General features: G+C 69.0%; 10 protein-coding genes. 1 reads left to right on the top strand and 9 read right to left on the bottom strand.

Annotated elements, in window-relative coordinates; genetic code table 11:
* The first annotated feature begins 4 nt into the window (after positions 1-4).
* Positions 5-889: an alpha/beta fold hydrolase gene (locus ACZ6YG_RS02920; protein WP_271274940.1), complete on the top strand. Its 885-nt coding sequence runs from the start codon at positions 5-7 to the stop codon at positions 887-889.
* Here ACZ6YG_RS02920 and fxsT read toward each other — a convergent pair.
* The 9 genes from fxsT to ACZ6YG_RS02875 form a co-directional block, all read right to left on the bottom strand.
* A complete protein-coding gene (gene fxsT / locus ACZ6YG_RS02915; RefSeq protein WP_466017049.1) occupies positions 858-4,751 on the bottom strand; it encodes an FxSxx-COOH system tetratricopeptide repeat protein in 3,894 nt (1,297 codons plus the stop codon). The two genes, ACZ6YG_RS02920 and fxsT, sit on opposite strands and share 32 nt — an antisense overlap.
* Positions 4,748-5,962: a TIR-like protein FxsC gene (locus ACZ6YG_RS02910; RefSeq protein WP_271274942.1), complete on the bottom strand. Its 1,215-nt coding sequence runs from the start codon at positions 5,960-5,962 to the stop codon at positions 4,748-4,750. Before ACZ6YG_RS02910 ends, fxsT begins: the two co-directional genes overlap by 4 nt.
* Positions 5,963-5,987: 25 nt before the next feature.
* Positions 5,988-6,830, bottom strand: coding sequence for an AAC(3) family N-acetyltransferase (locus ACZ6YG_RS02905; RefSeq protein WP_271274943.1), 843 nt, complete (start codon positions 6,828-6,830; stop codon positions 5,988-5,990).
* Positions 6,827-9,052: an FxsB family cyclophane-forming radical SAM/SPASM peptide maturase gene (locus ACZ6YG_RS02900; protein ID WP_466017048.1), complete on the bottom strand. Its 2,226-nt coding sequence runs from the start codon at positions 9,050-9,052 to the stop codon at positions 6,827-6,829. The genes ACZ6YG_RS02905 and ACZ6YG_RS02900 overlap by 4 nt, the downstream gene beginning before the upstream one ends.
* A gap of 21 nt (positions 9,053-9,073) precedes the next feature.
* A complete protein-coding gene (gene fxsA / locus ACZ6YG_RS02895) occupies positions 9,074-9,253 on the bottom strand; it encodes an FxSxx-COOH cyclophane-containing RiPP peptide (RefSeq protein ID WP_271274945.1) in 180 nt (59 codons plus the stop codon).
* A gap of 240 nt (positions 9,254-9,493) precedes the next feature.
* Entirely contained in the window at positions 9,494-10,381 is an 888-nt protein-coding gene (locus ACZ6YG_RS02890; protein WP_364229877.1) for a DUF4231 domain-containing protein, read from the bottom strand.
* 32 nt (positions 10,382-10,413) lie between these two features.
* Complete coding sequence (locus ACZ6YG_RS02885) at positions 10,414-10,890, bottom strand: hypothetical protein (protein ID WP_466017047.1); 477 nt, start codon at positions 10,888-10,890, stop codon at positions 10,414-10,416.
* An 88-nt stretch (positions 10,891-10,978) separates the two neighbouring features.
* The gene (locus tag ACZ6YG_RS02880) at positions 10,979-11,419 is read right to left on the bottom strand and encodes a hypothetical protein (RefSeq protein WP_466017046.1); all 441 of its coding nucleotides are present in this window, start codon (positions 11,417-11,419) and stop codon (positions 10,979-10,981) included.
* Between the two features lie 40 nt (positions 11,420-11,459).
* Positions 11,460-12,629, bottom strand: coding sequence for a leucine-rich repeat domain-containing protein (locus ACZ6YG_RS02875; RefSeq protein WP_466017045.1), 1,170 nt, complete (start codon positions 12,627-12,629; stop codon positions 11,460-11,462).
* Between the last annotated feature and the right edge of the window lie 14 nt (positions 12,630-12,643).

The raw sequence follows: 12,643 nt of genomic DNA, 5'->3' as shown, positions 1-12,643 counted from the left end.
CTTCTTGGCCATCGAGGTGGTCGCATCCGACGGAAGAAGACTCGCAGTCGAAGACAGCGGAAATCCTGACGGCTACCCGATCGTTCTCCTGCACGGCACCCCGGGCAGCAGGTTCGGCCCCTCACCCAGGGCTGGGGTGCTGTATCGGCTCGGCATCCGGTTGATCAGCTTCGACCGGCCCGGCTACGGGCACTCGGAGCGCAGGCCGGACCGTACGGTGTCCGATGTGGCCTCGGACGTCGAGGCGATCGCGGCGGCGCTGGGCCTGGGCAGGTTCGGGGTGGTCGGCCGCTCAGGCGGCGCACCGCACGCGCTGGCCTGCGCGGCGCTGCTTCCCCACCGGATCACCAGGGCGGCCGCCCTGGTCGGCCTGGCGCCGCCAGGCGCCGAGGGGCTCCACTGGTTCGACGGGATGCACGAGTCCAACATCGTGGAGTACGGCGTGGCCCGGACCGGACGCATCGCGGTGGCCGCCCGGCTGACCGTGGCAGCCGAGCAGATCCGGGCGGACCCGTTCAGCAAGGTTCTCGGGCTCCGCGAGCAGGTGCCCGAATCGGACCGCAAGGTGGTGGCCGACGACGGAATCCGGCGCATGCTCGTACGCAACTTCGCCGAAGGGCTCCGCGAGTCGGCGGATGGCTGGGTGGACGACGTGGTCGCGCTCACCAGCGCGTGGGGATTCGATCCGGCCGACATAACCGTCCCGACACTGCTCTGGCATGGCGAGGACGACGTGTTCTCTCCCGCCGGCCACACCAGCTGGCTCGGCAGCCGGATCCCCGGGGCGCTGGTGCGGATACAGCCCGACGCCGCCCACTTCGGTGCCCTCGACGTGCTGCCCGAGGTGCTGCTGTGGCTCAGGTCGGCTGAGGCTCCAGATCCCGGTTGAGCCTCTCCCACTCGTGTGCGGCGACCACACTGGGATGGCTGCCCCCGAGCGTGACGGCGAGCCTGTCGAGTGCCTTGGCGTGCAGGAGCTCGGCGTCCGCCCGCTGACCCACCTCCCGCAGGGTGATAGCCAGATTGGCCTGGCAGATCAGGCTGTCCGGGTGCTCCGGCCGCAGGCACCGGCGCAGCCCGTCGAGCGCGCGCACCTCCAGAGTCCGGGCCTGTTCCAGGTCTCCCAGGTCGGCGGCGCAATTGGCGAGGTTCACGGTGCACGCCAGCGTGAAGGGGTGGTTCTCGCCAAGCCGATGGCGGAAACTCTCCAGCACCCGCTCGCCTTCCCGGTGGGCCGGCTCCATATCCCCCACGGCACGCCGGAGGACCATCAGGTTGTTGGCCGCCACGAGCGTGTAGGGATGGTCGACGCCGAGCAACTCCGTGTAGTCCTCCACGACCTTGGCCGTCATGTCGCGGGCGCTTTCCTTGTGACCCATGACCGACATGCAGGTGGCGACCTCCAGCGCGGCCGCCTTGGTCTCCGGCGCGGAGGGGTACAGCCGCTGGTAGCGCTGGTAGGTGTCCTGCACGAGACCGAGCGCCTCCTGGTACTGCCCGGCCTTGCGCAGTGAGACCGCCAGGCTTTTGCCCGCGCGCAGCGTGTGCAGGTAGTTCTCGCCGAGCACCTCCCGGTAGAGGGGGAGCGCTCCCTTGAGCAGTTCGATCGAAGCCTGGTACTCACCCGCCTCGCGCATGTCCCGCGCCAGGTTCTGGGTGGTGTTCAAGGTGTCGGGATGGGACGGCCCCATCACGGAACTGGCCTGCATTCTGCGGCGCGTCTCCTGGTCCAGTTCCATGGCGCTGTAGGGGTCGCCTACCAGGCGGTAAGAGACCGCCAAATTGTTGGCCGAGGTGAGCGTGCGCGGATAATCCTCGCCATAGGCGTCCTTCCACCGCTCGTACGTCTCCCTGTCCATCGCCAAGGCCTCGTCGAACCGCCCCAGCGCGCGGAGGTCGGCGGCGAGCGAACCCGACGTCAACATCGTGTAGTAGTGGCTGTCCCCGTACAGGGAGCGCTGCGCGTCGCGCACCTCCTCGTCCAGCTCGCGGGCCTCCTCGAACCGGCCAAGCGAGCGCAGCGCGTTCGCGATCTGAAACTGCAGGTGCAGCCGCTGCCCGTCCCCAGCGCCGAACTCCGCCTCCCACGTACGCGCCAGCTCCTGTCCGCGGGCGAGGGCGTTCTCGAAGTCGCCGCGCTTGTACAGATAGCGCACGTACTCGGTGAGCAGGAGGCGCACCTGCTCCTCGGTACAGGTGATGGCGCCGGACGGGCCCAGGTGCGGCCAGAGCAGCTCGTACTGCGGCCAGTTCTCGGGATCGTCCACCTCACCCTGCCGGGGGCGGGCGGCGGCCAGGATCCGGTGCACCTCGTGCTCCGCCGTGAGCGCTTCCTCCTCCCTCATCCGGGAACGGATGACCTTCTGCACCAGGCGGTGCACCTGGATCGTGTTGTTGCCCTGGTCCACCTGGGCCAGCGCGTAACGGCCGATGTCCCTGATGATGCGGCCCAGTACGAGTTTGTCGCGCAGCGTCTCGTCGAACGGTCTGAGGACCTCCAGCATCCGATCGCTGTACACCAGCGACTGGGAGATCGACTCGGGCGCGAAGAAGGCGCAGAGCTGGAGCAGGCGTCCGGCGGCCGGTGACCGCACGTTGAGCTGGTTGAAAGAGATCTCCCACGTCGCGGCCACCGAGTGGGGATAGTCATCGGGTTGGTTGAGATCGAGCGTATTGAGCGTCTGCGTCTCCAGTTCGGTGAGGTACATGCCCGCCGACATGGAGGTCTCCTCCAGCCACGCGGCCGCCTGCTCGATCGCCAGCGGCAGGTAACCCAGAGCGTCCGCGATCTGCAGAGCCTCATCGGCTGCCAGTCTCGGGACCCGGCGCAGCAGGTGCTCGACGCCCTCCTCGCGACTGAACACGTCGATCTCCAGCGGGACGGCCACACTGGACCACGCCTGGCTGCGCGAGGTGATCAGGACGTGACCGGGGCCGCCCGGCAGGAACGGCCGCAGCGCCTCGGCGTCCTCGGCGTTGTCGAAGGTGAGCAGCCAGCGAGCGTGCGGCTGCCCGCGCCGTAGCGCCTCCAGCGCCGCCTTGGCTCCATCGGCGATGCTGTCGCCGAACCGGATGCCGAGGCGCACGGCCAGCGCCGCGAGCGATCGGTTGATCTCACCGACATCGTTGCTGGGGACCCACCAGACCAGCCCGTAGTCGGCCTTGAACCGGTGGGCGTACTCGAGAGCGATCTGGGTCTTGCCGACGCCGCCCAGGCCGAAGAGGGCCTGCGGCCGCGACCCCAGGTCATCGCCGCCCACGAGCCGGTCGCGCAGCGACTCCAAGATCCTGTTTCGCCCGGTGAAGGAGGCGTTCCTGGTCGGCACGCTCCAGACGTCCGGTGAGTGGAGGGGGAACCGGAATGACGGTGACACGGCCGGTATGTCGTAACCCGACACGTCGTCCGGCCTGCCCACGACCCGCAACAGCGTCTCGGCCGCCTGTTCCGCCCCGAGTGAGGCCAGGTCGACCGCCGGTCGTTCGGTGAAGGGCACGGCTCCGCGGTACTCGCTGACCATGAGCGGGATGACCTGGCGGGAACCGAAAGCGTCGGCACCGAGCGGGTGCGGCACCTGGGTAGAGCGGGCGACACGCGCGTACGCCCCGGACAGCAGCACGAGAACGCAGCCCTCCCCTTCGGGAGCGCTCTTGCCGGCGATCCGCGGCACCACCCGGAAGCCCGCGTGGGTGAGCACCGCAACGGCCCAGTCCGCCCACATGCGGTCCTCCGGCACGTAGCTGAGCAGCAGGTCGGCCTGCTGCACCGGCTGCTTCCTCGTGTACGCCTCCAGGAACCTGGTGCGCGTGGCCTCCTCCATGCCCGGGAAGGAGGTGACCCGGCCCTCGGTGATGAACTCCGTGAGCCGTTCGTACGCCGCCAACAGCGAGGTGGGCGACCCCGGCAGATCACCGAAGACCGCCAGCGTCTCCTCGAAGGCGTAGAACCTCTTGTACGGGATCTCCACCCGTCCCCAGTACTGCTGCGCCTCCTCCGGGGACATGCCTCCCGGGAACTTCTCGAACTTGCTGCGGGCCAGCGCCCGGCCCGCGTCGAGCTTCTCCTTCTCGCCGTCGTCGATCCTGGCCGGCACGGGGAGGATGCGGATCTTGCGAGCGGCGTAGCGTTCGTGGATGTAGCGCGCGACCTTCGCGGCACCCTCGATGCTCTGGTCCGCCATCGTGAAACAGTCGACGAGGATGTCGGGCATCTGCATCGTGCAGATGTCGGCGATGTCGCTGAGGCCGGTCCGGCTGTCGATGAGCGCGTAGTCGTACTGGGCCTTCATGTCGGCGCGTAGCGCGTCCAGGAAGGAGCCACCGCCGATCCGCCCGTAGAAGTTGTCCCAGTCGAAAGTGGTCACCAGGGAGGAGTAGTCGCGGTTCTGCTGACCCGCGGAGAGGAAGTAGAGCATCCCGGCGGCGGGGAAGTCCCACTCGACCGGAACGGCGTGCGGCGAGACCTTCGCGTAGTCGCGATACCAGTCGGCGCCTTCGTGCTCGCGGGTGGCCTCCCAGGAGTAGTTGCTGACGATGTCAATGACTCCCTGGCTCGACTCGATGAGCCGGCTGTCGAGGAAGGGGTGGAAGTACTTGTGCAGTCCGGGCGATTCCAGATCCCAGTCGATCGCCAGCACGCGCAGACCGTTGCTCGCCAGCAGCCACGCCGTGTTCGCCAGCGCCATGGTCCTCCCCGCCCCGCCTTTGTAGGAGTAGAACGTCACGACCTGACCCTCGTGCTCGCTCTCCGTCATTGATCCTCCAAAAGCCGAGGCCGGCGCCCCTTCTGGCCGCTCGGGGGGAACGTTCTGACCGATCTGAAGAAGTGGCTGGCCGCCCGGGCGACGATCTCCGGGAAGGCGTCGCGGAACGCCTCGACCGACACCACGTCCCGCGACTCTGGGCTGTCGTACTTCCTCGGCAGGGCCTCGTGCAAGCGGTTCTCAAGGTCACCCTTGACCTGTTTGGTCTGCGGGTCGGACCGGTTCCACGGCACGACGACGCTGATCCACGGCCGGTCGCTCGCATCAAGGCGGAGCAACTCGTCCCGGGCGCCGGGACGCGTGACCTGCCAGGGGTCCAGCAGCATCAGCTCCGGTCCTTCCGGCTCCCCGGAGCCGAGCATCTGTGCCATGTACTGCTCGAAGCCGACGACCTCCGCCTGGTATCCATGCTCCTCGGCGAGCTCGCAGGCGAGGTCGGCGAGCGGCCTGGCATCGTCCTGGTCGCGGAACGGGCTCCACTGCGCGGGCACGCGGCCGTAGTAGAACGCGTTGCGCCCCTCGGGCAGTGCATCGGCGATCGCCGCGATCACCGTCACCTTGAGCGGGCGGCGAACCCCGTAGTCGCCGAAGACGCTGGTGAGCTGGTCGTAGGGAAGCGGCTCGCAGGGGGCAACGTTGGTGGTCTCGGCGACGGTCACGATCCTTCTGGCGATCTGGTACGTCGCGTCCCGGAGATGGCTCCACAGGCGTGGCAATTCGGTCAGCCCGTGGAATCCGTCGCGCAGGTAGCGCTCGCCGGCGTTCTGTAACGAGTACTGGATCGGCCTGGCCACGACGGGCAACTGCTCGACGGGCACCGGATGCCACACCAAAGGGACGATCGCCTGCGGTTCGCGGCCCTCGGCGTCACGTTGCGCGTGCACGCGGTGCAGGAAAGCGGCCCACTCTTTCCCGCACTCCTCGCTGGTGAAATAGCGGGGAGAATATACCGGAACGAACACCTTACAGGTCGCCAGGGCGTCCGCCAGTCGGTCAGGCCATCGGTCGCCCGAATCCATCCCCTGATCCATGAATCCGGCTTCCGATTCAGAGCAATCCGTCATGTTGAGGATGTTTCTGCAGAGGTTGCCAAAGAGCCTGGTAAGAGGCTTGTTCGGGTTGGCTCTGGGGTTGAAGCGCTGCTGCGGCAACCGTGCGTAGCTGAGGAAGAAGTAAGGCCGAGGCCTCCCGCCACCTGACATCTGCCTCCCTCCGCTGTGCTATTTCCTACACCTTTCTCCGCATCGCATACCAGCGAGTGGCGAAATCGACCGCACCAGGCATGGAGATCAGCCGGCATTCGGCCTGGCCCACCCGGCCAATGGCAACATTTCCGGATCTTTCATATTCCGCCCCGAGCTGAGCCATATCACTGGCGTCCAGTTCGACGTCCTCGTACTCCCACCACTGTGCCCCCTGGCCGAAATCGACCACGCAGCGGTAACGCCGCCGGGGCGGGCTCGCACAGTATCGGTACTCCCCCAGATGGAAGGCGGTGCACCGGTCATAGCCGACGCCCAGCAGAAGGATGTCGGCGTCTGCCTCGTACAGCTTGGCCAGCGGCGAGGACTCCCCCAGGTGGCAGCGCGGATCATGCCCTTCCATGAGCTCCGCGGCACGCGCGCCGACTGCGGCGAACGATGTCTGCGGGTGGGCGCTGCGCACGGCCTCCGGCAGTACGCGCACGGTCTCGGCCAGCCGCCCCATGCCCTGTGATGGCGTGGTGGCCCGGTCGAATGCGGACATCCCCGCTTTATGAGCGGCGATCTCGGCCGTGGTCATACCCTCGACTGCCCGGCGGAAGAGCGCGGAGGTGTCGGAGTTCCCGGCCGTGTGGGTCGGGACCACGAGGGTCCCCTCCGCCCCCAGCAACGACCGCAACGCGGATACCACGGCGCCGGCTTCAAAACCGAGCCCGAGTCCTCGCAGGGACGCGTGGACCACCAGCACCCGTCCCGCCCGTACTCCCAGCTCGCGCAGCTCGCCCTCCAGGACGCTCGTTCCACGCCAGGCTCGGCGATCGTCCAGGGCAAGGCTCCGCACGGGCGGCCGGCGAAGGAGGACGTTCATCCGGCGCCGCCCGGCTCGGCGATCATCCGCGTCACAGCCTCGCGCATGCGGGCGACGAACAGGTCGCCGAGCGGTGTCAGCGATCCGGACCCAGCGAGCGTCTCGACGGCGCTTGCGGTGTGGCGTCCCCAGCGCAGGAAGCGCTCGCCGCGCGGCTCGTGGACGCGCCAGAAGTCGGTGACCGCCAGATGAGCGTAGGTGCCTTGGAGCAGTCCCTCCAGCGGGCGCGGGTCGTCGCGCCAGGGAGCCGGGAAGCGCCGGGGGTCGTTCTCGTCGTACAGGTCGAACAGATCGAGCATCGCGCCCAGCTTGACATGCTGGAACTCGTGCATCAGGAGTAGCGCCAGCGTGGCCGGATCGCGCGGCAGAGCTGCGGCCACCGCGCCGAACGCCTGCCGGGCCGCCGAGCTGGCCTCGCGGCCGGGAGGCGGCGGTGCCAGGACCGTCAGCGTATTCAGCCCGGCACGGATGCCTTCGGCGTAACTGGGGTGCTCCCGCTCGACCAGCCGCCAGGCGGCGTCGAACGCCGCCTGCCAGGCGTCCGCCTGCTCGTCTGACAGCGGCGGTGCGACCGGCCACTGGTGGCAGTCGCGGTAAGGGTCGGAGTCCTCCAGCAGGATCTCGTAGCCGGTCCCCGAGGTGAGCGTGCGGACGGACCGGCTGGCGGTCTCGCGCCCGTCGAGCAGGATGCCGTCCGGCCCGGCGGTCAGCAGGGCGGTCTCACCCCGCACCGGTCCCAAGGTGGCTACGGTCGGCAGGTGGACGAGGCCGTCGTGCGCCTGCACCAGCAGCTCGGCCTCGGCTCCGGCGCGGACGACGGCGGCCGCGGCGATGTTGGCCAGGTAACGGGCCGGACTCGTCCCCTTCACGCACTGTACGGCCCAGGCACGGACGTAGGGGTGGGTGAGCACGCGGCGCGTCTCGTCGGGCGCGCGGGACTCCATGTCCACAAGAACGTCCCAGGCGGCGCGGGCGTCCTCCCGGGTGCGCAGCGTGGTCATCAGGGCTTGCTGAAGGCTGCGCTGCGACGCCGCCAGCCAACGTATGTCCTGCTCGCCGCCCAGTCCGCGGGCCAGAGCGTCGAGCGTGTGAGCCGGCAGGACGTGCCGCTGTATCTTGATTTCCCCCCGGACGTTCGTGATGAGCTTGTAGAGATCTGGACAGAAGACGCTGGGCTCGTCGAACCCGGCGCCCGACCGGTAGCGGTGCGGGTAGAGGCCGCCTCCGCAACTGCTCACCACTGGGCACTCCCGGCAGATCCGGCTGAGCCCCGCGAGACCCGTCCGCCGCGCCACCACTCCCGGATGCGCGGCGACCGCGTCGAGGTCGTGACTGAAGACGTTCATACCGGTGCCTGCTGCGCCCTCATAGGCGACCTTGAGCGAGTCGACCTGCTCGTAGGTGCCGTCGGTCTCGATCACGACCAGGGCGCTGGGCTCCAGCCCTATCGCCTCCGTCAGGCTGGATCTCCCATGGGTGGTGCGGATGATCGAGTTGAAGAGGCGGACGTCAACCGGCCTGCCGCCCTCCTCCCACAGACGGAAGACCGACAGCAGCCAGTCGGCGTAGGGCGCGGGCCGGCCGGCCGGGCGCGGCGGCGGATCGTCCCAGGTGGCGTGCGGAAGCAGGAAGTCCACGTGCGGCGGCTCGAAGCGCAGGAGCGCCCGGTAGACGTTGGCGGGGTCGTTGGCCAGGTCGATGGTGCACAAGATGCCGCCGTAGATGCCGGGCCTGCTCTGGAGCAGCCGTAGGGCTCTGCTGACCTGGTCATAAGAGCTGCGCCCGTCTGCGTAGCGGCGATGGAGGTCGTTGGCCCGCCGATCCCCGTCGAGCGAGACGCCGACGCGGACGCCATGCTCGGCGAACAGATCGCAGAACCCCTCGTCGAGCAGGAGTCCGTTGGTGTGGATCCGGATGTCGACCTCGGGTACGAACGACAGGGCGTCGCGCAGGATGCTCAGGAGCCTGCCCAAGAGGGGGCGTCCGGCGAGTAGCGGCTCCCCGCCATGGAGCACGATGCGGACGTCGTCCAGGCGGTGGAAGCGCGCGTGTTCGGCGATCCGGCCCGCCGTTCGAGCAACGATCTCCTCGGACACGACTCGCGGACGAGAATTCCAAGATTGATCCGCTTTGGTGTATACGTAGCAATGATCGCAAGCAAGATCACAGCGACTGTGCACCTTGATGATGAATTGCGAGAGAGGGGCGCCTCTGCCGCTCATGACCTGACTCGTCCTGCCCGCTCAGATGGACGAACTGAATGCCGCGACAGGCACCCGCCGGACCTCCTCCACCTTGGGCACGACACGGCTGAGAGCCAGAGCCAGCTCCTCCTCGCCGACCGCCTCCATCTCGGCGAGCCGCAAATCCGCGAATAGCGCAACGTCCGAAATGAGCCCCGTGGGCAGCTGTGCGGCCATCATGGAATCCTGGTTCTTGTTGAGGTGATATGAATGTTTGGAACGTCGATTCGACCTGAGGGGAAACGAGTCAAAGACCGGTACCCAGCGTCTCATAGCTTGGAAGTGCAGGCATGGCTTTTCAGTGACTCCTAATTCACGGATTGTAATAGGAGGTTCACCAGCGGTTGGCGACATAGGTCTATCGCCAGGGGCAAGCAATCGTTACCGTGGGTCAGCGTCTTCCCAGGTCGGGGACATGGCTTAGTGATCCATCGCCTCGATGCTGTGAGATGCGGCCCACAGCATGTGCTCCTTGGAGATCGTCTCCTCGGTCTCGTCCACGAAATGCGCCCAGTCCCGCTCCAGCACCGGCCATCGATCCTCGATGGCGATCACGCCGAGTTCCAGGGCCGTCACCGCGTACGACTGCGCCAGCCAGCGGTACTGCCGGGTTTGCGTCCACGCGATCCCCGCCACGGCCAGCGCCCCCACGATCCCCGGCACGTCCAGTTCGATCACCCGGGCGGCGCCGAGCACCGCCGCGACCAGCCCGACCGCCTCGATCGACGCCAGTGCCACGGACCAGCCCACCGCCCACCGCTCGTTCCGCTGCGCCTTCACCCAGTACCAGCGCCGCTGATCCTTGATGCGCCCGTGCCGGTAGCACTCTTGCCGCTCCTTGAGGGTGAGCGCGCGGATCCTGCGCATGTCCTCCGTGACGGCCTCCCCCTCCTCAGCGGGCGACCGCGTGGGGATGCCCCGGAAACGGGTGGCGATGTGCATCATCCTGCTCAGCAGGAGCGCGTCCGGATCGTCTGGCCCGTCCGCCATGCCGAACGGCTGTCCCCCGACGATGTACCGCCAGACGAGTGACTTGGCGGATTCAGCCGCCGCCCTGGCCTCGTGCCAGTGTCTCTCGGGCCGGGCCGTCAGCAGGTAGACCTCGGTCACGAGGGCGACCGCGAGCGCCGAGCCGGTGATCAGGGCCGCGATGTTGAGCAGCCCGTTCTCGATGCTGAAGGTACCGAAGACGGCCGCTATGGCGAGGGAGACCAGGCGCACCAGCGTGGAAGCGAGAAACCTTCGCTGACCGGCGATCGCGCTCCGGTCCGCCAGGTGGAACAGCTCAGGGAAGTGAGCGAGGTCCATGCACCCGAGCCGATCCTGCCCGGCCTTCGGCGTCAAGGCTCGCGCAGGGCACCCTCGGGCCAGACTATTCGCACTTCTATGCTCAGGCGCCGGGCGTCGCGGACCACGTCGGCGGTCCCGCCCGTGCCCCTCGCCGGCCGGCCGTCCCAGACCGCCACCAGCACGTCGGCGTCTCGCAGCAGCAGCGCGTTGGCCGACGCGTACGCCTCCGGAGAGGGCCGGTCGAACGGCGCCCGGAGCACTCTGGAGGCGAGGCGCAGCCGGAGGTCGTACCCGCACCGCACGACCTCCGGCAGCCCTGGGCCGTACTGTCGGGCCGGCACGACGGCCTCCAGCCGCCCGCCGAGTTCGAGGACGACGTCGGCGAAGATTTGGTCGCTCCCCGGTGCAAGGCACGACACGCCGACCATGTCGCCGCCGAAAGGCCGGAGGATCTCCCGTATCGCCGACCGCACCAGGGCCGCCGTTTCAATGCTCAGATCCCGGTGTCCGCTGATCGCGATGCGCACTCGCCCTCCCCTGGCGCGGGCCGTCCCAGATGTTGTCCCTCAAGGGTGGGGCTGGCACACTTCGAGTTCGGTCGCGCCGGGGGCAAGGTCAGTAGCCGGAGCCGGCGTCGTCGCCGGGGGCGGGCGACTGGCTGACGCGGTGGTCGCTCAAATGCAGGTCGCCGTCGAGCGGGATCTGCAGGGCCTCCAGCACCTCCAGGTCGGCGAGCACGGTCCACCTGGGGCCGACGAGGTGCGGCTTGTACTCGGGCGCCTGGTCCATCCAGGCGTCCTTGCCGTCCTCCGTGGCGAAGGTGCTCACGAAGAACTCGCCGTCGTCCGTCTTGCAGTAGCCGGTGCGGATGTCGGAGGCGTCGACCTGGATGCGCGGGGCGCAGCCCACCTTGTCGGCGAGCTGCTCCACGGTGAGCGCCGGCAGTTGCTCCTGCTTCTGGCCCGCGGCGACGTAGTCGCCGTCGCCGCCGGGGGTGCATGCGACGAGGAGCCCGGCCAGCAGCCCGAACGCGGCCAGACGTGGAAAAGTCGTCATGTGCCGAGATACGCAGCATCCGTGAGGACGGTTCACCCGTTCAACGCAGGATGACGCAGCCGCGGGCGGCCAGGTCGCGCAGGGCGGGCGGTTCGTCGTCGAGCTTGTTCCAGCGCAGGTCGAGCTTCTCCAGGGCGGGCGGCAGCGCCGGAAGGCGGCGCAGCCGGTTGTTGCGCAGGTCGAGATGGGTGAGCCGGGTGAGCGGCGACAGGTCGGGCAGCTCGCGCAGGACGTTGTCGCGCAGGTCGAGCACGCGCAGCTCGCCCAGCCCGGCGATGGACGGGGGCAGGGCGCCCAGCCGGTTGCCCCTCAGGTGGAGCTCGCGGAGCCGGCGCAGGCCGCCGATGCCCGCCGGGAGCGACTCCAGCCGGTTGCCGTAGAGCCTGAGCTCGACCAGGGAGGCCATCCGGCCGAGGCTCTCGGGCAGGGCGCGCAGCCGGTTGTCGGTGAGGCCGAGGTAGGCGAGCCGGTCCAGGCGGCCGATGGCGGCGGGTACCTCGGTGAGCAGGTTGTCGCTCGCGTACAGGTAGTCGGTGAGCGGCAGGTCGCCTAGCTCCGCGGGGAGGGACGTGAGCCGGTTGTGGCCCACGTCGAGCATGCGCAGCGACGTGAGGCCGGCGACGGCGGGCGGCAGCTCGGTGAGCGCGTTCTCGGCGACGTTGAGCGTCTCCAGCCGGGTCAGCCGCCACAGCGCCGCGGGCAGTCCGGTGATCCGGTTGCCGCCGACGGACAGGTGGCGCAGCCGGTCGCCGAGACGGTCCGGCAGCCGCTCGACGGCGTTCCCGTACAGGGAGAGGGTCTCCAGGGCGGGCGGGAGGGGCGGGACCTCGGTGAGCCGGTTGCCGTCGGCGTGGAGAGCGCGCAGGGCCTCCAGACGCGACAGGTCGGGCAGCGCGCGCAGGCGGTTGCCGTCGAGGCGCAGCTCCTCCAGCTCGGTCAGCTCCCCGGCCCAGGCGGGCAGCTCGGTGAGCTCGTTCCAGGCCAGGTCGACCACCCGGACACGGGCCGTCCCGGCCGCGTCGCCCGGGAACCGAGTCAGCCCGGCGCCGGGCGCCCGCAGCTCGGCCGCCTGTTCTACCGCCTGTCCGGCCGCGTGTCCGGCCGCGTGTCCGGCCGCCGGTTCTGCCTCCTGTCTGGTCGCCGGTTCTGCCGCCTGTTCTGCCGCTGTGGTCTGGGGCCCAGGGACGGCGCCGGTCCGGTCCGTTCGCATGCCGCAGATCCTGC

It is taken from the genome of Nonomuraea sp. NPDC054003, assembly GCF_055585125.1.
The sequence above is the reverse complement of the archived record's forward strand: the minus strand, read 5'-3'. Positions and strand labels throughout refer to the sequence as shown.